Source organism: Pseudoalteromonas sp. P1-25, from assembly GCF_001401805.1.
Classification (GTDB): domain Bacteria; phylum Pseudomonadota; class Gammaproteobacteria; order Enterobacterales; family Alteromonadaceae; genus Pseudoalteromonas.
Genome location: NZ_LKDW01000001.1, coordinates 327,647 through 350,557, shown reverse-complemented (window position 1 = coordinate 350,557; position 22,911 = coordinate 327,647). Strand labels below are relative to the sequence as shown.

General features: G+C 39.6%; 19 protein-coding genes and 1 pseudogene. 13 read left to right on the top strand and 7 right to left on the bottom strand.

Annotated elements, in window-relative coordinates:
• From AN393_RS01575 to AN393_RS01545, 7 genes and pseudogenes are all read left to right on the top strand, one after another.
• Window positions 1-575 (top strand): annotated as a pseudogene (locus AN393_RS01575) (transposase); the annotation flags it as partial.
• Window positions 576-846: 271 nt separating this feature from the next.
• Window positions 847-1,806, top strand: coding sequence for a DUF1679 domain-containing protein (locus AN393_RS01570; RefSeq protein WP_055017136.1), 960 nt, complete (start codon window positions 847-849; stop codon window positions 1,804-1,806).
• 143 nt (window positions 1,807-1,949) lie between these two features.
• Window positions 1,950-2,579: a uracil phosphoribosyltransferase gene (gene upp / locus AN393_RS01565; protein WP_055013761.1), complete on the top strand. Its 630-nt coding sequence runs from the start codon at window positions 1,950-1,952 to the stop codon at window positions 2,577-2,579.
• 9 nt (window positions 2,580-2,588) lie between these two features.
• Window positions 2,589-3,827, top strand: coding sequence for a uracil-xanthine permease family protein (locus tag AN393_RS01560; RefSeq protein ID WP_055017135.1), 1,239 nt, complete (start codon window positions 2,589-2,591; stop codon window positions 3,825-3,827).
• Between the two features lie 136 nt (window positions 3,828-3,963).
• Complete coding sequence (locus tag AN393_RS01555) at window positions 3,964-5,709, top strand: HAD-IIB family hydrolase (RefSeq protein ID WP_055013759.1); 1,746 nt, start codon at window positions 3,964-3,966, stop codon at window positions 5,707-5,709.
• Window positions 5,702-6,925: a hypothetical protein gene (locus AN393_RS01550; protein WP_055013758.1), complete on the top strand. Its 1,224-nt coding sequence runs from the start codon at window positions 5,702-5,704 to the stop codon at window positions 6,923-6,925. Before AN393_RS01555 ends, AN393_RS01550 begins: the two co-directional genes overlap by 8 nt.
• A gap of 24 nt (window positions 6,926-6,949) precedes the next feature.
• Window positions 6,950-8,728: a sugar phosphorylase gene (locus AN393_RS01545; RefSeq protein WP_055013757.1), complete on the top strand. Its 1,779-nt coding sequence runs from the start codon at window positions 6,950-6,952 to the stop codon at window positions 8,726-8,728.
• 104 nt (window positions 8,729-8,832) lie between these two features.
• Here AN393_RS01545 and AN393_RS01540 read toward each other — a convergent pair whose 3' ends face one another.
• The gene (locus AN393_RS01540) at window positions 8,833-11,673 is read right to left on the bottom strand and encodes a TonB-dependent receptor domain-containing protein (RefSeq protein WP_055017134.1); all 2,841 of its coding nucleotides are present in this window, start codon (window positions 11,671-11,673) and stop codon (window positions 8,833-8,835) included.
• A 559-nt stretch (window positions 11,674-12,232) separates the two neighbouring features.
• Entirely contained in the window at window positions 12,233-15,085 is a 2,853-nt protein-coding gene (locus AN393_RS01535; RefSeq protein WP_055017133.1) for a TonB-dependent receptor domain-containing protein, read from the bottom strand.
• Between the two features lie 511 nt (window positions 15,086-15,596).
• Here AN393_RS01535 and AN393_RS01530 point away from each other — a divergent pair.
• Together AN393_RS01530 and AN393_RS01525 are read left to right on the top strand one after the other, a co-directional pair.
• Window positions 15,597-15,986, top strand: a complete 390-nt coding sequence (locus AN393_RS01530; RefSeq protein ID WP_055017132.1) for a cytochrome b562 — start codon at window positions 15,597-15,599, stop codon at window positions 15,984-15,986.
• 9 nt (window positions 15,987-15,995) lie between these two features.
• On the top strand, window positions 15,996-16,382 hold the full coding sequence (locus tag AN393_RS01525) for an OsmC family protein (protein WP_055013753.1): 387 nt from the start codon (window positions 15,996-15,998) through the stop codon (window positions 16,380-16,382).
• Between the two features lie 51 nt (window positions 16,383-16,433).
• On the opposite strand, the gene ykgO is transcribed toward AN393_RS01525, so the two are convergent.
• A complete protein-coding gene (gene ykgO / locus AN393_RS01520; RefSeq protein ID WP_055013752.1) occupies window positions 16,434-16,568 on the bottom strand; it encodes a type B 50S ribosomal protein L36 in 135 nt (44 codons plus the stop codon).
• Window positions 16,568-16,831, bottom strand: a complete 264-nt coding sequence (locus tag AN393_RS01515) for a type B 50S ribosomal protein L31 (protein ID WP_055013751.1) — start codon at window positions 16,829-16,831, stop codon at window positions 16,568-16,570. The genes ykgO and AN393_RS01515 overlap by 1 nt, the downstream gene beginning before the upstream one ends.
• Window positions 16,832-17,054: 223 nt before the next feature.
• Here AN393_RS01515 and AN393_RS01510 point away from each other — a divergent pair, with 223 nt between their 5' ends.
• The gene (locus AN393_RS01510) at window positions 17,055-17,321 is read left to right on the top strand and encodes a hypothetical protein (protein ID WP_055013750.1); all 267 of its coding nucleotides are present in this window, start codon (window positions 17,055-17,057) and stop codon (window positions 17,319-17,321) included.
• 51 nt (window positions 17,322-17,372) lie between these two features.
• On the opposite strand, the gene AN393_RS01505 is transcribed toward AN393_RS01510, so the two are convergent.
• Window positions 17,373-18,416 carry a metal-dependent hydrolase gene (locus AN393_RS01505; RefSeq protein WP_055017131.1) on the bottom strand — a complete coding sequence of 348 codons (1,044 nt, stop codon included), beginning with the start codon at window positions 18,414-18,416 and terminating at the stop codon, window positions 17,373-17,375.
• Between the two features lie 57 nt (window positions 18,417-18,473).
• The gene (locus tag AN393_RS01500; RefSeq protein WP_082422652.1) at window positions 18,474-19,361 is read right to left on the bottom strand and encodes a LysR family transcriptional regulator; all 888 of its coding nucleotides are present in this window, start codon (window positions 19,359-19,361) and stop codon (window positions 18,474-18,476) included.
• A gap of 114 nt (window positions 19,362-19,475) precedes the next feature.
• On the opposite strand from AN393_RS01500, the gene AN393_RS01495 reads away from it, so the two are divergent.
• The 3 genes from AN393_RS01495 (at window position 19,476) to AN393_RS01485 (ending at window position 21,972) form a co-directional block, all read left to right on the top strand.
• Window positions 19,476-20,648, top strand: a complete 1,173-nt coding sequence (locus AN393_RS01495) for an MFS transporter (protein ID WP_055013748.1) — start codon at window positions 19,476-19,478, stop codon at window positions 20,646-20,648.
• A gap of 154 nt (window positions 20,649-20,802) precedes the next feature.
• Window positions 20,803-21,618 (top strand): 2,5-didehydrogluconate reductase DkgB, encoded by an 816-nt coding sequence (gene dkgB, locus AN393_RS01490; RefSeq protein ID WP_055013747.1) that lies wholly within the window; start codon window positions 20,803-20,805, stop codon window positions 21,616-21,618.
• 66 nt (window positions 21,619-21,684) lie between these two features.
• On the top strand, window positions 21,685-21,972 hold the full coding sequence (locus AN393_RS01485) for a putative quinol monooxygenase (protein ID WP_055017130.1): 288 nt from the start codon (window positions 21,685-21,687) through the stop codon (window positions 21,970-21,972).
• Between the two features lie 115 nt (window positions 21,973-22,087).
• Here AN393_RS01485 and AN393_RS01480 read toward each other — a convergent pair whose 3' ends face one another.
• Window positions 22,088-22,741 (bottom strand): DUF6058 family natural product biosynthesis protein, encoded by a 654-nt coding sequence (locus AN393_RS01480; RefSeq protein WP_055017129.1) that lies wholly within the window; start codon window positions 22,739-22,741, stop codon window positions 22,088-22,090.
• Window positions 22,742-22,911: the final 170 nt, after the last annotated feature.

The following is a 22,911-nucleotide window of genomic DNA, read 5'->3' as shown; positions in this document are numbered from 1 at the left end:
CAAGTATTAGCTGGTTTATGCGCCTATTAAATGAAAATATAGCGCGTAGAGCAAATAAAGAAGATAACTGCACAGGGCGTTTCTGGGAAGGTAGATTCAAATCTCAAGCACTTCTTGATGAAGCAGCACTTGCAGCGTGTATGGCCTATGTAGATTTAAACCCCATTAGAGCCAAGATGGCTAACACGCCAGAAAAGTCAGACCATACCAGCGCTCAAGTACGCTCAATATGCGCAAAAGAAGGCAAGCAGCCAAAACAACTACTTCGCTTTGCTGGCATGCCACGTCAAGTAATGCCTAAAGGGCTGCCGTTTGAGCTCAAATCGTACCTTGAACTCGTTGAGCTAACAGGGCGAGTAATGCGAGAGGGTAAGCACGGGCATATAGATAATATGACCCTTCCTTTGCTAGAAAGGCTTAATATATCATCAGAAAACTGGTTAAAACTCACCACACAATTTACGCGCGTATTTCATGGTGCAGTGGGCAGGCCAGCCTCACAAGAAGGGTATTGCGAAAACTTAAACCGAAAGCGGCGAGCGAATATCAGTAACTGCGCAAAGTTATTCGCTTAGAGCCTAATCACTTTTTGAGCACTCCAACTACATAATGTAGAAATTTTTGGGGCTGGCATTTGAGCCTTATTTAGTAATATCTCTATTTTAAAACTCAGATTATTTTTGGACAGTTAAAAACATAAATTCATTAGTGAACTTTAACTTTTTGTAATTTAGAAATTAAGATGGGTGTCACGCTAAAAAAGAAAGGAGGCTCATAGATGCAATCGTTTTATTAAAAACGCCCACTAATGTTAAACTACAAAAAATTTAATTACTTAATATTACCATGGCATTTTATCTTCCTCTTTTACAGCCTCATTTTAAACACATTGAAATCGGCGATACGCTAACATCGCTTTGGAGCGGGTGTGGCAGTATTGTTGAGTGCACGCTTGATGCCGAGCCATGTGTTATCAAAGCGATTAAAATACCAAGCCACATAAACCATCCTAAAATTAAGCAAAGCGAATTTGCATTAAAAAGAAAGCAGCAATCTTATTGCGTTGAATACAACTTTTATAAGCGTTACAGCCCGTTTTTACCTAATAAAGCAAAAAGTATTGAATGTGTAAGTGCAATTAATAGCGGCGATGATTATGCGCTGGTATTTAAAAACTTTACCAAACATGGTTTTGCTCAAGCAAGCTCTCTTCACATAAAGGCAATACTCACTTGGTTAGCACACTTTCATGCGTTTAATTTAAATAAGCCTGCAACAGGTTTATGGCAACAAGGGAATTATTGGCATTTAAGCACACGCCCTGATGAGTATAAAAAGCTTGATGAAACGTTAGATGAAAAGTCCGATATTAAAAATGCGGCATTTAAAATAGATAAAACGCTGCAAGCATCTCACTTTAAAACCCTTATACATGGCGATGCTAAACTTGCCAATTTTGCTGCAAGTGAGCAAAGCGAAATACTCGCTTATGACTTTCAATATGTAGGCGCAGGCGTTGGTGTTACAGATGTAATGTACTTTATGACGAGTTGCTTTAACGAAGAGCAGTTACATAAGTATGCTGATACGCATTTAGCTTATTATTTTTCGCAGTTTAAAAATGCACTTAAAGTTTATCAGCCAACCATAATAGCTGACGATGTAATAGCTCAATGGCAAGAGTTATGGTCTATAACATGGGCTGATTTCTATCGCTTTTTAGCAGGGTGGAGCCCAACGCATTTTAAAATAAATAGTTATATGATGGCGCAAGTAAACACAACGTTAGCAAATAACAACTTATAAACACGGTGGGTTGATGACTTGCATAAATATCAAGCAAATCAATACATTTTGGCACGATCTATGAAAACTTATTTAAAATTGCAGGTCAAATGACCTTTTTTAATATAAAATACCGCTAATTCTTGTATCAGTAGGTTTTTATCATGTCAATTCACGTAATTTCACACCCTCTAGTTCAACACAAATTAGGCTTAATGCGCGCTCACGGTATAAGTACTAAAAGCTTTCGTGAATTATGCTCTGAGGTAGGTACGTTATTAACTTACGAAGCAACGAAAAACCTACCGCTAGAAGATAACGAAATTACTGGCTGGGACGGCAATAAATTAAAAGTAGAGCACATTAAGGGTAAAAAAATTACGGTAGTGCCCATTTTACGCGCTGGTCTTGGCATGATGGATGGCGTTATGCAGTTATTACCAGCGGCTAAAGTAAGTGTTGTGGGCCTTGAGCGTAACGAAGAAACACTTGAGCCAGTGCCTTACTTTGAAAAGTTAGTAGGCAATATTGATGAACGTTTAAGCTTAGTTATAGACCCTATGCTTGCCACTGGCGGCTCTATGATTGCAACAATTGATATGCTTAAAAAAGCAGGCTGTAAAGACATTAAAGTCATTGTACTTGTAGCTGCGCCAGAAGGCGTAGAAAAAACTTTAGAAGCTCATCCAGATATTGAAATATTTACCGCCTCAGTGGATAGTCACTTAAACGATAAAGGTTATATTATCCCAGGTCTTGGTGATGCAGGCGACAAAATATTTGGTACGGTTTAGGAGTATTCAGTGCAAAATAACGCCACTTTTTCTGTAAAAACTATTTTAACTGGCGCTCAAATGCTGTTTGTAGCATTTGGTGCGTTAGTGTTAGTACCTTTATTAACGGGGCTTGACCCCAGTGTCGCTTTGTTTACGGCCGGTGTAGGGACTTTACTATTTCAGGTAGTGACGAAAGGCAAAGTGCCTATATTTTTAGCATCATCGTTTGCGTTTATTGCGCCTATTATTGCCTCAGTACAAATGTGGGGCGTACCAGCCACCATGGGGGGCTTAATGGCTGCAGGTGGCGCTTATATGTTGTTGGCATTGTTGGTTAAATTTAAAGGGGTGGCAACACTTCATAAAATTTTGCCACCAGTGGTGGTTGGCCCCGTTATTATGGTGATTGGTTTAGCACTTGCGCCGGTTGCGGTAAATATGGCAATGGGTAAAAGTGGCGATGGCAGTATTGAACTCATCGCTTACGATAAAGCCATTATTATTTCGCTGTTTTCTCTTGTTGTAACACTTATTTTTGCTGTGTGGGGCAAAGGTGTATATAAGCTTATACCTATATTAGCAGGTGTTATATCGGGCTATGTTTTGTCGCTTGTAATGGGTGTAGTGGAATTTAGCAGCGTAAATGAAGCGAGCTTGTTGGCTGTACCAAACTTCACATGGCCAGAATTTAAATGGCAAGCCATATTATTTATGGTACCTGTAGCTATTGCCCCTGCTATTGAGCACATTGGCGATATGATGGCTATTAGCCAAGTAACTAATAAAGATTTTTTAAAAAAACCAGGCTTACATCGCACTTTATTTGGTGATGGTTTAGCCACTGCAGCAGCGTCAATGTTTGGCGGGCCGCCTAATACAACCTACTCAGAAGTGACAGGCGCAGTTATGCTGACCAAAAACTTTAATCCTAAAGTGATGATGTGGACTGCCATTATTGCGATTGTGCTGGCATTTGTAGCAAAAATGGGCGCAGGTTTACAAACTATTCCTGTACCTGTAATGGGCGGCATCATGATTTTGTTGTTTGGCTCAATTGCGGTCGTGGGCTTAAATACATTGGTTAAATCGGGTGATGATTTAACTGCACCCCGTAATTTAAGTATTGTGGCACTTATATTAGTATGCGGGATTGGCGGGATGCACATTGGTGGTAGCCAATTTAGCTTAGAAGGGGTTAGCTTGTGCGCCATTTTAGGTATTGTACTTAATCTAGTATTGCCAAAAGCCGAGCCAGAAACTGATTAATTTTGCACTGTATGTAAAATTTACGCACCAAAATAGCGCATATTAATTGCGCTATTTTTGTAAGTTACTAAAAATATTATAAAAATAATAGTGGTCTAGTACCTGCATTTGTTACTTCATACTATAAGGAGTGACTATGTCAGAGGCCAGTATTGTGGATATAACCCCATTTTTAGCAAAGCACCAATTGCCTTTAAAGTATCAGTACCTTAGCGAGCAATTTTTTATCCCGCTTGCACACGATATTCTAGAATCCAAAAAAAATAATACCCCTATATTTGTCGCAATAAATGGCTGCCAAGGCTCAGGAAAAACCACCCTTGCGGATTTTTTAGTTACTTGGTTTAGTAACAACACCCCCTTTACCAGTGTCGCGCTTTCTATTGACGATTTTTACTTATCCAAATCTCACCGCCAAGGTCTCGCTAGAGACGTACACCCATTATTTGCCACCCGAGGTGTGCCTGGCACCCACGATGTAGGATTAATGAATACCACCATAAGCCGGTTACTTGCAAAAGAGGTTGGCGTACCTTTGCCTAAATTTGATAAGCATTGTGATGACTGCAGTCCCGAGCAAACATGGCAATGTAATGATAAGCCCATCGATATTATTATTTTAGAAGGTTGGTGTGTTGGCAGTGAGCCACAACCGTTATTTTCTTTAAGTGAGCCTATAAACGAGCTTGAAACACAGCACGATAAAGAAGGTGTGTGGCGACGCTGTGTAAACAGTTGCCTAGCAAATGAATACAAAAGTGTGTTTAGTAAAATAGATTACACAGTGATGCTCAAAGCGCCGAGCTTTGAAGATGTATTTAAGTGGCGCCAAGAACAAGAGCAAAAGCTTATTGCCGCTAAAGGCGAGGGCGATGGCACCATGAGTGATGATCAACTGCTGCACTTTATTTCACACTTTGAGCGTATCACTCGCGAAAATTTAAACACCTTAAGCGCTAAAGCAAACGCCCTTATTGAGCTTGATAGTAATCGCGATATTAGTGCTATGCATTTGACCAGCGATGATACTCTGCAACCTATTATATTTACCGATTTAGATGGCACACTGCTCGATCATGGCGATTACAACACTAAAAATATCAGTGGCTTGCTGCAAGATTTGCAAGCCGCCCACATTCCTGTGGTGTTTAATACCAGTAAAACTTTTTGCGAAGTGGTTGAACTTAAAAACGAGCTTAATATTCAACAGCCTTTTATTGTTGAAAATGGCGCGGCGGCTTATTTACCCGTAGATTATTTTGAGCTTAAACCCATTGGCTGCAAGCAAGTAGGGGCGTATTGGTGTTATGCATTTGCAACACCGCTGTCTGACTTATTAAGCGATTTAAACTCGTTAAGTAGTGAATACAAAGCAAACTATAAATTATTTAGTGACTTATCGAGCGAGCAAATATCATCCCTCACAGGGCTTAATGAAGCGCAGGCAAGGCGCGCTCAAACACGCGAGTTTTCAGACCCACTTTATTGGCATGGAAGCGATGAATTACTAAATTCGTTTGTAAACGATGTTAAAGCACTTGGCTACGAAATAAAAATAGGCGGGCGCTTTATACATATTGCTAAAAACACCGATAAAAGCGCTGCACAGCAGTGGTTAGTTAAACAAATTTCACAACATTTTAGAAAGCCTCTCACGGTAATTGCACTCGGTGATAGTGACAACGATAAGCAGATGCTAGAGCAAGCTGATATCGCGATTATTATCCATAACCCAAGCAGTAAAAAGCCGGTTAAGTTATCTCACAACAAGGCGCGTTATTCACAATCTCCCGCTCCACAGGGTTGGATTGAAGAAATAACCACATTGCCTTGTATTAGCAGCATTTTAAATACTATTGAGGAGCAGAAATCACATGGCTGATTTTTATCAAAATGGCATTATTACAACTTTACATAACATTGCCGATAGACCGGTAGAAGCGCTAGAAGAAGAGCTAATTGGTTTTAGCAAGCAACGGCCTATGGGGTTAATACTCCCTTCGTTATTTAGCGAGCTTGAAGGCCCAGCGTTACAGAATATTGTAAAAGAACTTAGAGATGTACCCTATTTATCACAAATTACCATAGGTTTAGACAGGGCAGATGAGTCACAGTATCGCCATGCTTTGGGCTTTTTTAAAGAGCTGAATCAAAATCACAAAGTCTTATGGAATGATGGCCCACGCTTACAAGCGCTCGATAAAGAATTACAGGCGCTAGGCGTTGCACCGCGTGAGCTTGGAAAAGGTAGAAACGTGTGGTATTGCATGGGTTATAAATTAGCTACCTCAGAGGTGGAGTCGATAGCACTGCACGATTGCGATATTTTAACTTACGATAGAGGGCTGTTAGCACGTTTAATATACCCTGTTGCACATCCTCGTTTTAATTACGAATTTTGTAAAGGCTTTTACCCGCGTACTGCAAACGGCAAAATTAATGGCCGTGTGTCGCGCTTATTGGTAACGCCGTTATTACGCTCATTCAAAACTATTTTAGGCAATACCGACTACCTTGAGTACATGGATACCTTTAGATACCCATTAGCGGGGGAGTTTTCGTTTAGACGGGATGTGCTAAACGATATTCGTATCCCGAGTGATTGGGGCCTAGAAATTGGCGTGTTAAGTGAAATGTATCGCAATTATTCGCATAATCGCTTATGCCAAGTGGATATTGCAGATAACTACGACCATAAGCATCAGGAGCTTTCTCTTAATGATCAAAATGCTGGATTATCAAAAATGTCGATAGACATAACAAAGGCGTTGTTTAGAAAGTTAGCTACTCAAGGGGTTACATTTACCAGTGAAACTATTCGGTCTTTAAAAGCAACGTATTATCGTATTGGTTTAGACTTTATAGAAACCTACCACAACGATGCAATAATGAACGGGTTAAACCTAGATGTGCACCAAGAAGAAAAAGCCGTAGAAATGTTCGCCAAAAATGTTATGGAAGCAGGCCAGCACTTTTTAGATAACCCGATGGAAGCGCCATTTGTGCCAAGTTGGAACCGAGTTGTATCGGCCATGCCTGATGTGTTTGAGCGCTTAAAAGAAGCGGTAGATCTGGATAATAAAGAATTTAGTGAATAAATAAAACAATAATAAGGGGCGCGTGTGAATACAGTAAGTGAATTATTTTTACAGCGGGTAGAGCAACATCTGCACATCATTTATAAAGATGTTGAGCTGCCATTGAGTATTACAGAGCTGGCTGAGCAGCTTATTACTATAATTTTAGGCGACAGCCCGCTGCGCGACCCTACGCCCCATACTAACCGGTGGGATGAGCAAGATATCGTTTTAATAGCCTATGGCGATTCTATTATTAAGCATGATGAGGCAGAACAAGCCGTTGCAAAACCACTTGAAGCCCCCCTAAAAACCTTGCACCGATTTATAAAAGAGCAGTGCGATATGCAGCTCAACGCTTTGCATATATTGCCGTTTTACCCGTATAGCTCTGATGAGGGGTTTGCGGTAATGAACTACGTACAAGTCAATGAGTCGTTAGGGGATTGGCAAGACATAAGAAATATTGCCAAAGATGTAAAACTAATGGCAGATTTAGTAATTAACCACTGCTCTAGCCGAAGTGTATGGTTTGAAAACTTTTTAAACGATGTAGACCCAGGTAAAGATTACTTTAAAACAGCAAGTTTAACCGATGATTTAAGTAACGTAGTTCGCCCACGTACGTCACCGCTATTAAATACGGTAACTACACCAAGCGGCGAAAAACATGTATGGTGTACATTTAGTCATGACCAAGTTGATTTTGATTTTGGTAACCCTGAAGTTTTAAAAGAGTTTATACGCATTATTCGCCACTATTTAGATAATGGCGTACGTTTGTTTAGGCTAGATGCGGTTGCGTTTTTATGGAAACAGCTCAATACAAACTGTATTAATTTACCCCAGACCCACGAAGCCGTTAGGCTCATACGCACGCTTATAGAGCATACTGAGCCAAGTGTTGTCATAATTACCGAAACAAACATACCAAACCAAGAAAACCTTTCATATTTTGGTAATGCTAACGAAGCCCATAGCATTTATAATTTTGCCTTACCGCCTTTATTACTGCATACCTTACTCAGTGGCGATAGCACAGCCATTAAGCATTGGATGATGAGTATGCCGCCTGCACAAAATGGCACCACCTATTTTAATTTTATTGCCTCGCACGATGGCATAGGGCTTAGACCAATAGAAGGCTTGTTACAGCCAAGCGAAGTGGCATCATTGGTGAGTACGTCTATGCAATTTGGTGGGCGTGTATCAATGCGCACCAGCAACGATGGTACACACACACCGTATGAACTAAACATTGCACTTTTTGATGCATTACAAGGTACGCACAATGGGCAAGATAAGTTTGGCCTTGAGCGGTTTATGTGTGCACACGCCATTATGTTTGCCCTTGAAGGGATACCTGGGCTTTATATTCATAGTTTGCTTGGCACTACAAACGATTACGAACGCTTTGAAAATTCCCAGCATAACCGCGCTATAAACCGCCACCGTTGGCAAGAGTCAAAGTTATTATCGGCTTTAGGTGATAAATATAGCCATCATCACAAAGTGTTTAATGGTATTAAGCACCTATTAGGTATTCGTAAAAAACAAAGTGCATTTCATCCAAATGCCACGCAATTTACGCTGCATCTAGCGGGGGGGTTATTTGGTTTTTGGCGGCAAAGTATAGATAGGCGCCAAAGTATATTTTGCGTTTATAACATAAGTGATAAACCACAAGTACTTACCCTTGCAGATTTAAATTTAATTAACACCCAGCAATGGTTTGATTTAGTGGCTGATGAAACAATAAGCGAAGATCAACTCACCATAGAGCTTGAGCCGTATCAAAGTGTATGGCTAAGTAATATTAAATAATGAGTAGCAACGCCCATTTGCAAAAAGTACACTTAATTAAGCCCATTGGTATAAAAAGGCTCGCAGTGCGAGCCTTTAACATATTTAATAAACGTTGTTTCTAATTATAAGCTGTAGCTTAAGTTAATGTAGCCAAAGCGGCCAATGTTATCGTAACTTGCAGAGCCAGCACCTGTACCACGAGTGCCGTACGGAAGCTTACGATTGAATAGGTTATCAACACCTACTTTTACGCCTAAACCATTATCGAAGCTGTAACCCACTGTCATATCGGTAATAAAGTATTTACCGTAAGACATTTGGTTACTTGGGTTAGGGTTGCTGGCAAGCTCAACATTTGTGTATAAATCAACTTCGCTGATAAAGCGAGTTTCAACCGTTGAGTAAAAGTTATCCATGGCATAGCTAACTGATAGGTTAGTTTGCCATTTAGCTTCGCCAGTTGTACCCGCGTACTCAATATAAGAACTAGGATCATCTTGGAACGGGTAGTCTTTACGCTCAATAAGGTAAGTACCGACTAAACGGGTTTTAAAGCTCCCTTCAAGGGCATCAAAGTCATAGCCTAATTCAAAATCAACACCAGACGCCTTTTGACCAGCTACGTTAAGTACTGAGTTTTGAATTAATGAAATTTCACCACTGGCGTTACGTGTAATTAAATTACAGTATTGGTTGTCTATGCCTGTCGTGCTATCTACACAGCGATCAAGAATGTCTTGCGCCTCAATTGTGTCAATGGCGTCTTCTAGATCAATTTCCCAGTAATCAATTGTCAGCACAGCGTTTTCTAAAAACATCGGTTGATAAACAATGCCAACCGTTGTACTTGTAGACTCTTCACCTTTTACATCACGGTTACCACTGCTTAAACCATCTAATGATGCAGAGTCATAATCTGAGTTAAAGTCACTCGCTACACCTAACGCTGCACAGTTTGCAGAGCGAGTTGCAGCATTCGATAAGTCACCTAAATTTTCAGCGCGACACGGGTCATCTACATTGTAGAAAGTTTGGCTTGCTGCACCAAAGACTTCACTGATGTTTGGCGCACGAAGGGCTGCAGATTGTGTTACACGTACACGTAGCTCATCGTTTACAGTCCAATCAAGGCCCAGTTTCCAGCTAGTTGCTTCGCCAATTGTACTGTAATCAGCATGACGTACTGCGGTATCAAGTACTAAATCTTGAATAAGCGGTAAGTCAGTTAAAATAGGCATAGTCGCTTCAAAAAATACTTCACGCACATTAAACGAGCCTTTATCTTCGCCTAATGCGTTAAAGAACGTACCTTCTGCGTTATCTGGCTCTTTTGTTTCGCTTTCTTCTTTACGGTATTCAGCACCAAATGCAACACCTACATAACCTGCTGGTAATTCAAAAATAGCGCCATTAGCAAGTGAGCCCGAAACCACGGTTTGCTTAATAGTTGATGTGCCTACAGATACTGTATTTATGTAATCAATTGCTTGTTGAGATGGCGCGCCAAAACCCATAATGTTTACCGGTACACAACCATCAGCTTGTGCTGCAGCGCTGCGACATACTATGTTGCCATCGGTATCTTCAACGGCATCAAGGGCATTAAAGTAGTTGGCTAAAATCATGTTAGCGCCGTTTTCGCGCTCAAGATCTGTTTGACCGTAAACAAGTGAAGTATCTAATTCCCAATCTTCAAACACAGTCCCTTTTAGGCCTGTAACAAAGCGGGTTGTTTCACGGGTATTGTTTTCAACACGGCGACCAAGATCACTCATCATGCGGTTAACCATGATTGAATCAACGCCTTCCTCTTGCATACGTGCTTTGATAGCTGGGTCTAAGTACGGGTTGTCAATTTTGATACTGTTGTCGCTATCAAAAAAGAAAAACGCTGGTTGGCCGATGCTTTCGCCTTGGCTGTTCACGTATTTTGCATCAAAGTAGACGTTTAAGTCGTCGGTCACATCGTAGTTAACTTTAAAGTTTACATTGTAACGCTCAAACTCAGGTTGTATTTCTTCAAATTGACCTAAATTGAAAAAGTCACAATTTGCACATGAAAGGCCATCTACATTATTGCCAATGTATAAATCGCGAGCGCTGCTATCCGGATTAAAGCTATTAGTATAGCCATCTTCAAGAGCGTAAACACCCGCGTTGTTAATCGCGTAGTAACCTGCATTAGGTGTTAATATTTTATCAGGAAAATCAGCACTATCTTTGTTTGCTTCCGTTTGAGCTTGGTTACGTAAATTCGCAAAAGATGTGCTAGTCCAAGGGTGGTCAAGTGCGTTTAATGAATCCTGACCTGAGTACTCAATAGCAAATGCAGCATTACCGCGGGCATTATCAAAGTTAGAACCGTACGAAAAGGTGGCTTTTTCGTTGTTGTAGCTATTTAAGTCGGCAAAACCACGGGTAACACTAAAGTCCATGCCTTCAATGTTGTCTTTTAATATAAAGTTTACAACACCTGTCACCGCATCAGCACCGTACACAGCTGATGCACCACCAGTGATGATTTCTACGCGCTCAACCCAGACGCTTGGGATTGTGTTTGTATCAACAGCTTGAGAGCCAGCTGAACTAGATACGTGGCGCTTACCGTTTACAAGTACTAAGGTACGGTCGGTACCCATGTTGCGTAAATCAAGAATATTTAAACCAGCAGTACCAATAAAGCGGCCTGAGTTAGCCATTGAATACGTATTGCCAAGTGCTGGTAAGTTATTTAGCGCTTCACCAATGTTTACAGCGCCAGTATTAATTAATTGCTCGCCACTTATGACTGTTACAGGAGCTGGTGCAATAGCGCCTTCACGTAAAATACGCGAACCCGTTACTTCAACACGTTCAATTTTTGTCGCTTGCTCATCTTGTGCAAGCACAGAATTACTCGCTGTTGCAGCAGCAGTAATTAATGCACATTTAATGCTAGTAGAAAGTAAATTATGACGTTTCATGTGTTTCCCAAAGGAGATTTTATAATAATTTGATACATTAAATTTTAACTAAATACAGTGTGCATTTAGCCAAAGCCCTATAACTTTTGTTATAGGGCTGGCGATTATTGCATGTGGAAACTATGAATAGAAGCGTCGTAATTTATTCTTTTTCAGTAAGTTAACTCTTTATTAAATTGTTTAAAGTTGAAGTTTGTTGCGTTTGGTGAAATAGTTGCTTGTTATTATTTTGTGTTGTTTTGTTAGGAGTTAGAGCGGGTTTTTGGTGTGTTTATTTATTTTTTACTTGGTTTACATCTAATCTTCTTTTGAGTTTGTTTTTTGAGTTTAATTTAACTTTGTAGATATTTTAGTGGTCTTTAGTGATTAGCTTATTAACCTAATGATTGGTTAATGCTTGCGCTTATATGTGTTTTTTATGTAACTCATTTACCGTGCAGGTTCTTAAAAAAAGAACATAATGAAGCAGTTATTAGTCACTTAAAACTATAAATTGAGTAAATTTCATCTAAAAAAATAAAAAGACCCAATTAAGGGTCTTTCTAGGGAGAGTTAAAAATTAAAAGTCGTATGATAAATTTACGTAGCCAAAACGGCCAATATTATCGTAACTTGCACTACCACTTCCTGTACCGCGTGTACCGTATGGAAGCTCTCTGTTAAATACGTTATCTACGCCTAATTTAACACCCATGCCATTATCAAAGTTATAACCTACTGTTATATCTGAAATGATATAAGTACCAAAGTTCATTAAGCTATTAGGATTAGGGTTATCTTCAAGCTCTTGCTCAGTATATAAGCTAACTTCTTCAATATAGCGAGTGCTTAAAGAGGTGTAGAAACGCTCATAGCTGTACTCTATATTAATGTTAGCTTGCCACTGTGCTTCGCCAGTTGTACCCGAATATTCAATGAACTCCTCTGGTTCATCTTGAAATGGGAACTCTTTACGCTCAATTAAGTAAGTACCAATTAAGCGGGTTGCAAAGCTACCTTCAAGGGCATCAAAGTCATAAGCCAGTTCAAAATCAATACCAGAAGCTTCTTGGCCTGATACGTTTAAAACTGAGTTTTGAATTAGCGTAATTTCACTGTTAGCATCACGTGTGATTAAATCACAATATTGATTTGAAATGCCTGAAGTACTATCAACACAGCGATCTAGAATTTCTTGAGATGCAATTGTAGAAATCGCATCTTCTAGCTCTATTTTCCAGTAATCTACCGTTAATACTGCATTTTCTATGAAATCAGGCTGGTACACTATACCTATTGTTGTACTTGTTGACTCTTCACCTTTTACGTCACGGTTACCGCTTTGTAAGCCTTCAAGTGTTTGCGAATCGTAGTCTGATTCAAAGCCAACGGGTACACCAAGTGCAGCACAGTTAGCACGGCGTGTGTCGCTATTTTGTAAATCATCTAAGTTATCGGCTAAACAAGGATCATCTACGTTATAGAAAGTTTGGCTAGGTGCGCCAAAAATTTCACCAATATTAGGCGCTCTTAGTGCTTCTGACTGTGTTAATCGCAAGCGTAATTGGTCATTAACGGTCCAATCTAAGCCAAGCTTCCAGCTTGTTGCATCACCAATAGTGCTGTAATCAGCGTAACGTACAGCTGCATCCAGTACTAAATCTTGAACAAAAGGAAGGTCAGAGACTAAAGGAATCGTGGCTTCAGCAAAAACTTCATTTACATCAAATTCGCCCTTATCCTCACCTAACGCATTGAAGAAAGTCCCCTCAGCGTTATCAGGTTCTATTGTTTCACTTTCTTCTTTACGGTATTCAACACCAAATGCCATCCCGACGTAGCCTGCAGGTACTTCAAAAAGCGCACCATTTGCTAGTGAAGCTGATACAACCGTTTGTGTAATTTCAGAAGTACCGGTTGATACTGTATTAATATAATCAATGGCTTCTTGGCTAGGTGCACCAAAACCCATAATATTAACTGGCACACAGCCGTCGGCACGTGCCGCTTCACTACGACATACAATATTGCCATTGTCATCTTCAATTGCATCAAGCGCGTAAGAATAGTTATCTAAGATCATATTAGCGCCATTTACACGCTCAAGCTCAGTTTTACCACGAACCACTGATGCATCTAAATCCCAATCTTCTAAAACGGTTCCTTTTAAACCCGCTACAAAGCGTGTGGTTTCACGGGTGTTATTTTCGATGCGACGCCCTAAATCTGTCATCATTCTTAACACATTAATAGAGTCAACGCCTTCACCATCATTTGCTTCTTCCATTAATGTTCTGACGCTGTCATCTAAGTAGGGGTTATCTATACTGATTGTATTTCTCGGATCGCCAAAGAAGAACGCTGGTTGGCCAATACTTTCACCTTCACTGTTAACATATTTTGCTTCAAAATAAGCATTTAAGTCTTCTGTTACGTCATAGTTTACTTTGAAATTGATATTGTACCTTTCAAATTCAGGTTGTATTTCATCAAATTGTGCAAGGTTAAACGAGTCACAATCGGCACATAGTAAACCATCAACGTTATCACCAATATAAATATCACGATGAGAGCCATCAGGGTTAAACGTATTTACATAGCCATTACCTAAGCTAAATACACCTGCATTGTTAATTGCGTAGTAGCCTGCATTCGGTGTGTAAATTTTATCAGGAAAGTTTGGGTCATCTTTATTAGCTTCAGTTTGAGCAGGGTTACGTAAATTAGAGTAAGAACCGTCTGTCCAAGGGTGATCAAGCGCATTTAATGAATCTTGGCCAGAGTACTCAACTGCAAATGCTGCGTTACCGCGACCATTATCAAAGTTTTTACCGTATGAAAAAGTCGCTTTTTCATTGTTATAGTCACTAAGATCAGAAACGCCTTTCGTTACACTTACATTCAAACCTTCAATATTATCTTTTAAAATAAAGTTAACAACCCCGGTTACTGCATCTGCACCATATACGGCCGATGCGCCACCGGTAACTATTTCTACACGCTCAACCCAAACACTAGGAATGGTATTCGTATCTACTGATTGCGAGCCTGCTGAACTAGATACATGGCGCTTACCATTGACAAGTACTAAGGTACGGTCTGTGCCCATGTTACGTAAATCAAGAATATTTAAACCAGCAGTACCAATGAATCTACCAGAGTTTGCTAGTGAGTAGGTATTCCCCAATGCGGGTAATTTATTTAAGGCTTCACCAATATTAACGGCGCCGGTGTTTATAAGATCTTCGCCAGAGATAACGGTAACTGGGGCAGGGGCTATTGCACCTACACGGCTGATTTTAGAACCAGTTACTTCTATTCTTTCTAATTTCTTTTCCTCATCTTCTGCAGCGAGTGATGAAAATGCTAAACCTGCAGTTGAGAGACAAAGTGCAGCTTTAATACTGTGAGAGACTATATTGAACGTTTTCATTGATATTCCCTAGATGATTATTTGTGATTAAACTACAGCTCTTGTGCAATGCGTATTAATTACTACGAGCTGTTTATTTATTATTTACATTGCACATTAACAATTAACATGGATGCATATAGGAACAACTAATTTAAGCTGAAATCACAATAAAATAAGCTCAAATACCATGTTAATTTAATGAAAATAATTTACTTAGCCGTTGTTTTTACCGGGTTTGTTTTGTTTTTTGAAATTGTTTTTAGTGTTGTTTTTATGGGTACGTGACTGTTAAGGCAGGGTTTTTATGTGAAATAATTTTTAAAAAATGCGGCTTACCGTCCCTATTTTGAGTTCTGTTTTTAGTGGTTTTAACTTTTGTTCACTATTTAATTACAACTCTTGTTAGCCATATTTGTTAATCACATGTTTTGTAAAGCCCCTTTACAGTTATTAAGCCTTCTATGCGCCCTAAGTTACTTTATTACGTAAACTTGATACACTTACGCGGTGTTTATAAATGGGTTTTACTATGAAGTTTTTAGTTTTAATTTTTACTTTTTTATTTAGTAACGGGGCCTATTCTGAGCAAGAAATTGACCTCGAAGTTAATATGAAAAATACGGGTCTTGCTTATAAAAATGCAGTTCAAGCAGTCGATATAGAAGGCTTTAATATGGCTATCGATAAATTTATTACCTTAATTGAAAGCAGCAAAAGGGCGACCTTTCATAAAAAGCCGAAAATGTCTCTACAGGGGCTTGATAAGGTCATTGAGCAAGCAAGACTAGCGAAAAAGTTAGCAAACGAGCGGGGACTGGATTCGGCAAAGCCAGCGCTTAAAAATATTGATGATTTACGTAAGAAGTATCATGAGTTACATGAGCCTCCTGGCTTTTTTGACTTACTGTTTGGTAATTAAGGAGTAGTAATGGAAATTTCAGTGTCATTGTTAGACGGCCAAAAACAGCGTGCAAAGTTTGGCAGTCTTGAAGTAATAAGCGATCAAAGTATTAATGCGGGTGGAGGTGCCGAACACCCAGAACCGTTTGATTACTTTTTAGTAAGCATGGTGCTATGTGCTGGTTTTTATGCGCGTAAATTTTGTGAACAACGAGAAATCTCTACTGAGGGGATGACCCTTACGCAAAATAACGAGAGCATAGATGAAGAGGGTAAAAAATTATTTTCTATCGAAATTAATTTACCAGATGGCTTTCCTCAAAAATATAAAAAAGCACTTATTGCTGCGGTTAATACGTGTACGGTTAAAAAAGTGATTCAGGCCCAGCCCGAGTTTTCTGTGGTTGTTAAATAAAAAATACGGGTAAACCTGTATCGTTTACCCGTATACTTCACGGAATTAGCGTTACTTTTTCTTCATTCCTTGAACTGCTTTTAAACGTGGATTGTCTTTACATATTACAAAAACACGTCCTTTGCGCTTTACTATTTGACAACCAGGTCGTTGCTTAGCGCTTTTAAGCGAGCTTAATACTTTCATTACTCACCTTTTTTGGTAGTCGATAAGTTTTTAAAGCGGCGATTAAATTGCGCGACTCGGCCATCGCTTGCCACAGTTTTTTGTTTACCTGTATAAAAAGGGTGTGAATCACTAGACACATCAATAGGCACGTACGGATATGTTTTCCCTTCAAGCTCAATAGTGCGGTCTGTTTTGATGGTAGAGCCAATAATAAAGTAGCTATCGGCAGCGGTATCGTGAAAAGCAACCATATTGTAATCGGGATGAATATTAGGTTTCATAATACGCCTTAAGTTGTTATGTGATAATATAACTATAGGTTATCGCGTTTACGGTAATCATGCAAATGATTTTTACTCTCATTTACGTGGGTTTTTGTTGGCTAATTACGCAAACAATTCAAAAAATAACCACTTAAACCAAAAATACTGGCTATTAGTTTTTAGGCTGTTATAACTATATAAAAAGTGTTAACAAGAAAATTTTACGGTTTAGAGGTAAGCTATGAGCGACGCAGCACAACAAGAACAAATAGACCAAGGGGTGATGGAAACCCTAAGAGAGCGCGATCACACTGCCTTATCAGAGCAAATTAACCCTATAGACTGCACACACAACGACATTATTGAGCTTTTAGCACAATATATGGCACTGAGTGAGCAAGATAATGACGAGTTATTTGATGATTGGTTTGATAACCTTAATAAAGAGCAGCACACAGTGCTAAAAGTGTTTGAGGTTTATAGAGGCCAATACGAGCATCAAAATTAATATTAAAAGGGTAGGTTAGTAGTATCACTTTGCTGCCCTTTTTTAATGTACTCATTGCGCTTTAGCACAGCTTTTGTTTGCTAAAGGTGGCGCTAGATTAATATCTGGGTTCCAAATTCTATCCCATACTTTACTTACACGGCTTAAATTAGAGCGCTGGCTTATTTTTTCAAAGTCACCGACATTTACACCTAAGTCGGTTTTTTCTCCCACAACAAAGTTAAATACATAATTGCACTCCATGCCCATACGTAAATCAGAGAGTATTATATTGCTTTGCTGCTGGCGTATGCTGTAAAAGCCTTTAGTAAACCACTGTAAGCGTTTAATTCCCCACTCATCGCTAATCTCATTTATTAATAAGGGGTCAGTGTTATAGGCATTGAATGTTACGTCGTTTGGTTCATCAAATAATGACGCGTAACCTACGTAGTATTGATCATCAGACATAACCACAATACGCCATAACAAGGTGGTGAGTGGCGCAGGAGTACTTATATAGTTGCTTACTTGTATTTGCCTGTCAGAAAGAGCAGCAGTGGCTTTATCGTCAATAATTACTTTTAAAATAAGTGAGCTACATAAATATATACAGCTAAGACCAAGCATTGTCGTGTTGATTTTATAGGCACGCATACTCGTTATTTTTGGTAATAATGTACACGCTACACCAAATATTAAGGGGAGTGTATAAAGCGGATCGACTATAAACATGTTTGAAATAGCAAAAGGGTACCCGGTTAGAGGCCACAATAATTGTGTGCCATATACTGTAAAGCTATCAAGTAATGCATGAGTTGATAAACATAAAAACACCAGCCAAAACCAGCGTGTTTTATGCATTTGCATACCGGTGTGTATTTTTAAAATAAGCCAAACAATAAGGGGGCTAATCAATAAATGCACTATAAACGAATGGCTAAAACCGCGATGATAAGTAAACGCCTCTACAGGCCCGCCATAAGGAATAAAAACATCTAAGTCGGGTAAGGTACCTAAAGCAGCACCCCATAAAGCGGCTTTACGGCCAATTTTATTGCCTAATACGGCGTAACCTACTGCGCTACCTAAAACTACCTGTGTTAACGAGTCCATTTTATTCCTGTTTATTAAGGGTGTTAGTTATACTGCCCTTGGGCTTAAAAACGTCACTTATAATCTGAGCAGTGGTTTTATAAAGTCTAGAAAAGCCATTATACGCGACGATACAGCACTGTTTTTGTAATACACCGCTTGCACAATTTCGCGGTTGTTTGGTGTGCTGATACACCCTGGCAGTATTTCTATTAGCTTGCCTGACTTTAAATCATCACCAATCATAAAGTGCGAAAGCAGCGCCACGCCTTGATTTGCTAAACATAGCTGGCGTACCGTTTCGCCACTACTGGCAGTTAAACCAAAATTTAAAGTTGTGGGCGATTTTAGCGGCCAGTTATTTAATTTAGGCGAGTCGGTAAAGCCAATGAGTCTATGTTGCTTTAAGTCACTGGTTCGCGAAATAGCCGGTGTATGTTTAAGGTAACTAGGGCTTGCAACTAAATGTAATTTACTTACGCCGAGCTTTTTAGCATGTAGGTTAGAGTCTTTTAATTCACCTATACGAATTGCTAAGTCTGTTTTATGTTCGAGCAAGTCAATAATGCTGTCGTGGGAAGTTATATCAAGCGTGATGTGAGGGTATTGCTGATTAAATTCAGCAATTAAAGGCACCAATTGGTGAAGTACAAAAGGGCTTGCGGCATCAATACGTAATTTTCCACTGGGGGCTTGTTTTAAAAGCTTTATGGCTTCTTCACCGGTTTGTAAGGTGTTCAAGCCATCACGGGCATACTTAATAAAGGTGTGGCCCTCTTCGGTTAGCTCTAATCGGCGAGTAGTTCTATTTAACAGCGTACATTGCAATGTGTTTTCAAGGCGAGACACAGCCCGCGACACTTTGGCTACTTGCTGATCAAGTAAATTAGCAGCTGCCGAGAAACTGCCGCTATCTACTACCGTTAAAAACATTTCTAAGTCTTCGGTCTTTGCATGTTGAGCCAAACGTGAGCACCTTACCTTTGCATTAATTACAAAAGTATTTTGTCACTAATGCTGTTTTTTGCAAACACATTTTTAGTCAAACTGTAGATCTTAACTAATAATGAGGATTTAATTATGCCATTGGCTTTGTGGGCGCTCACCTTGAGCGCATTTGCAATAGGAACAACCGAGTTTGTAATAGTGGGATTAGTGCCAACTATTGCAAACGATTTAGGTGTAAGCCTACCTTCAGCGGGTTTGCTAGTTAGTTTATATGCAGTTGGGGTTGCCATTGGTGCACCGGTACTGACTGCACTAACCGGGCGTTGGAACCGTAAAATTGTACTCATAAGCTTAATGGGCTTATTTGTGGTAGGTAACTTACTTGCATGGCAAGCGCCCAGTTACGAAACATTAATACTAGCGCGTATTTTAACAGGCTTAGCGCACGGGGTGTTTTTCTCAATTGGCTCTATGATTGCCACAAGCTTGGTGAGTAAAGATAAAGAAGCCAGCGCTATTGCCATTATGTTTACCGGACTTACTGTGGCGCTGGTGACGGGTGTGCCATTGGGTACTTGGATTGGCCAGCAATTTAGCTGGCGTGCAACGTTTTTAGTGGTGTCGGTACTGGGTCTAATCGCGTTAATTGGCAGCGCTATTTTAGTGCCAAAAAACTTAAAACAGTCTATTCCTGCAACGTTTAAAGAACAGCTTCAGGTTATTGTTAAGCCGCGCTTATTACTCGTATATTTAATGACAATTTTAGGTTACGGCGGCACGTTCACTGCGTTTACTTACTTAGCACCTATATTAGAGCAACAAACAGGTTTTGCTTCTTCAGCGATTGGCTTAATCATGCTGGTTTACGGTGTATCGGTAGCCATTGGTAATATTTGGGGCGGAAATCTGGCTGATAAACGCGGCCCAATTAGCGCACTGAGTATTATATTTAGCGCGTTAACAATTATTTTATTGGCATTTACCTTTACGATGGAATCAAAAGTGGCGGCCGTACTGACTATTTTAGTATGGGGTGCCTTTGCGTTTGGTAACGTACCGGGCTTACAGCTTTATGTCGTAAAACAGGCGCAAAAGCATGCTCCTAATGCAGTAGATGTCGCATCGGGCTTAAACATAGCGGCGTTTAATATTGGTATTGCGCTGGGCTCAATTATTGGTGGCAGCGTAGTAGAGGGCATGTCAGTTAAAGATACCGCTTGGATTGGCGCAGTAATTTCCGCATTAGCTTTAATTGCAACCCGTTACAGTGGCATGCTTGATAGACGTGAAATTCAGCAAGCATAAAGTATCTTTTGTTAAGGTTGAAACTTAAATTAATGGCCTCATTACCTATATTGAGGTCATTGATTTTCAAATGACAACACAATAGAAGTAAAAGGTGTATTTCGTAAAGCTACAGAGCTTGTTTTTTAACCGATTATTTTATAAGGATAGAGCCATGACACAACGTGTAATTGAAATGCCAGATTTAGGCATGGGAACATTCCGTTTAGAGGGCGACACCGCCTACAATTCAGTAAAAATGGCGTTAGAAGTAGGATTTCGTCATATTGATACTGCGCAAATTTATGGTAATGAAGAGCAAGTAGGGCAAGCCATAAAAGACAGCAATATTCCGCGCAGCGAAATATTTTTAACCACCAAAGTGTGGAACAACAAGCTTAACAAAACTGACTTTATTGCTAGCGTTGAAAAGTCACTAGAAAAGTTACAAGTAGACTCTGTTGATTTATTACTTATTCATTGGCCGGCGCCTTCAAATGATGAGCCTATGAGTGAGTATTTAACGGAGCTTTTAAAAGCTAAACAGCTTGGTTTAACAAAACACATTGGTGTTTCAAACTTTACTATTGCCAACTTAAACGAAGCAATGCAGACACTCGACTCTCGTGAAATATTTACTAACCAAGTTGAAGTGCATCCTTATTTAACCAATACAAAATTACGCGCTTTTTGTGATCAGCACGACATTCATGTTACAGCGTATATGCCATTTGTAGTTGGTAAAGTGCTCAAAGATCAAACCATTATAGATATTGCAAATAAGCATGATGCATCACCTGCGCAAGTGGTTATAGCATGGATTAATGCCAACGGTATGACTACCATACCATCATCAACTAAGCGTAAAAACTTAGAAGATAACTTTAACGACCATGTTAAGTTAGATGCTGAGGACATTGCCCGTATAGACAGCCTTGATTGTGGCGACCGCCAAGCAACGCCTGATTTTGCGCCACAGTGGGACCAATAACCACAAATGCAATATGATAGTAGGTGCAGTAAAGCTGCACCTTTATTTTTTTAAAAAGGACTGCGTATGTTAACGGTAATTGCCACTATAGCGAGCAAAAATATCGATGCCGACGTCGTATTGACCGCGCTCGAAAACCTGCAAAAGTATTCACGCCAAGAAGTAGGTTGCCTGCGTTACGAGTTATCGGTTAAAAATGATGATGATCACACGACTTATTTAGTCAGTGAGCAGTGGGCTTCTAATGACCATTTTGAAGCGCATAAAAATGAGCCACATTTCAAAGCCTTTGGTACGCAAGTAACGGGTTTAGTGACCAGCAGTAACATAGATGTGTACAAAGCTATCGGTTAGAATAAGCTAAGTCATTGTTTATATATTTAAATACAGTGGCGGCGTAATCATACACCGCCATTTGCGTTACCTAATCTTTTAAATACCCACCTCGTATTAAAACCACTGCTGTTTTTTATTTAATAGATAAATCGTACTTTAAAATAAGTGCATCTATGTAACGGGCACGCAGTGTGTGCTGCTTTTCATGTTCGGCGCCGTGGCCTAACGCTTTATTAAGTAATTTCATCGCGGGGTGAAGCTGGGTGCGCTCTTGTTGATTTAAACTTCCTTTAGTGCGCAATTCGGTTATATCGTCAACCAGTAGGCGGCCTATATCAACACATACTATTTCATCAATTAAACCGTTCTGTGTCAGTACGCCATATTTACTGCATAAAAACTGTTGCCACACTTGCTGTAAATGCTCATCTATTTCGCAGCCAAATAATTCTTCATTAAAACTAAAGCCTTGCTGGGCAAGTTTACTCAGGCTTGCCGTGTACTGCTGTGCAAAGTAATTAAAAGCATTACTAGAGGATTCAATTTTTTGTTTTATTAGCCCTTGCCCCCAGTTCACGCAGCCGCGCGGGTAATAGTCATCGTATTCTTCACATTCATACAAACCAGAGTACGAGCTGCAACTTAACTGGCTTTTTATACAATAACTTGGTTTAGGAAAAATACTTTGCTGCTGCCATGTATCTAGTTGCTCGGCATCAATATTTAAAGCATGGCAAAGCTCATCAGTGTTATAAAAATGTGTGGCTAAGTAGTCAGATAAACGCATAATGGCTCGCTTAAAGTTAAAAATACAAATACTGTTTAAATGTACAGTGTTTGTATTTTGTATTATCAAACTAAATAACACAAGCCATTTTACGTTTATTATTCGCTTAGGCCTGCAAAAATGCGTGCAAGTATGTTACAAATAGCGCAAGTTTTATAAATAATGAATTT

What these genes read in the sequence shown, in the direction of transcription:
- upp (WP_055013761.1), top strand. Translation starts at nt 1,950, where the DNA reads ATGTCAATTCACGTAATTTCACACCCTCTAGTTCAACACAAATTAGGC.
- AN393_RS01525 (WP_055013753.1), top strand. Translation starts at nt 15,996, where the DNA reads ATGGAAATTTCAGTGTCATTGTTAGACGGCCAAAAACAGCGTGCAAAG.
- ykgO (WP_055013752.1), bottom strand. Translation starts at nt 16,568, where the DNA reads ATGAAAGTATTAAGCTCGCTTAAAAGCGCTAAGCAACGACCTGGTTGT.
- dkgB (WP_055013747.1), top strand. Translation starts at nt 20,803, where the DNA reads ATGACACAACGTGTAATTGAAATGCCAGATTTAGGCATGGGAACATTC.
- AN393_RS01495 (WP_055013748.1), top strand. Translation starts at nt 19,476, where the DNA reads ATGCCATTGGCTTTGTGGGCGCTCACCTTGAGCGCATTTGCAATAGGA.
- AN393_RS01535 (WP_055017133.1), bottom strand. Translation starts at nt 15,085, where the DNA reads ATGAAAACGTTCAATATAGTCTCTCACAGTATTAAAGCTGCACTTTGT.
- AN393_RS01510 (WP_055013750.1), top strand. Translation starts at nt 17,055, where the DNA reads ATGAGCGACGCAGCACAACAAGAACAAATAGACCAAGGGGTGATGGAA.
- AN393_RS01505 (WP_055017131.1), bottom strand. Translation starts at nt 18,416, where the DNA reads ATGGACTCGTTAACACAGGTAGTTTTAGGTAGCGCAGTAGGTTACGCC.
- AN393_RS01555 (WP_055013759.1), top strand. Translation starts at nt 3,964, where the DNA reads ATGTCAGAGGCCAGTATTGTGGATATAACCCCATTTTTAGCAAAGCAC.
- AN393_RS01530 (WP_055017132.1), top strand. Translation starts at nt 15,597, where the DNA reads ATGAAGTTTTTAGTTTTAATTTTTACTTTTTTATTTAGTAACGGGGCC.
- AN393_RS01515 (WP_055013751.1), bottom strand. Translation starts at nt 16,831, where the DNA reads ATGAAACCTAATATTCATCCCGATTACAATATGGTTGCTTTTCACGAT.
- AN393_RS01540 (WP_055017134.1), bottom strand. Translation starts at nt 11,673, where the DNA reads ATGAAACGTCATAATTTACTTTCTACTAGCATTAAATGTGCATTAATT.
- AN393_RS01570 (WP_055017136.1), top strand. Translation starts at nt 847, where the DNA reads ATGGCATTTTATCTTCCTCTTTTACAGCCTCATTTTAAACACATTGAA.
- AN393_RS01550 (WP_055013758.1), top strand. Translation starts at nt 5,702, where the DNA reads ATGGCTGATTTTTATCAAAATGGCATTATTACAACTTTACATAACATT.
- AN393_RS01480 (WP_055017129.1), bottom strand. Translation starts at nt 22,741, where the DNA reads ATGCGTTTATCTGACTACTTAGCCACACATTTTTATAACACTGATGAG.
- AN393_RS01485 (WP_055017130.1), top strand. Translation starts at nt 21,685, where the DNA reads ATGTTAACGGTAATTGCCACTATAGCGAGCAAAAATATCGATGCCGAC.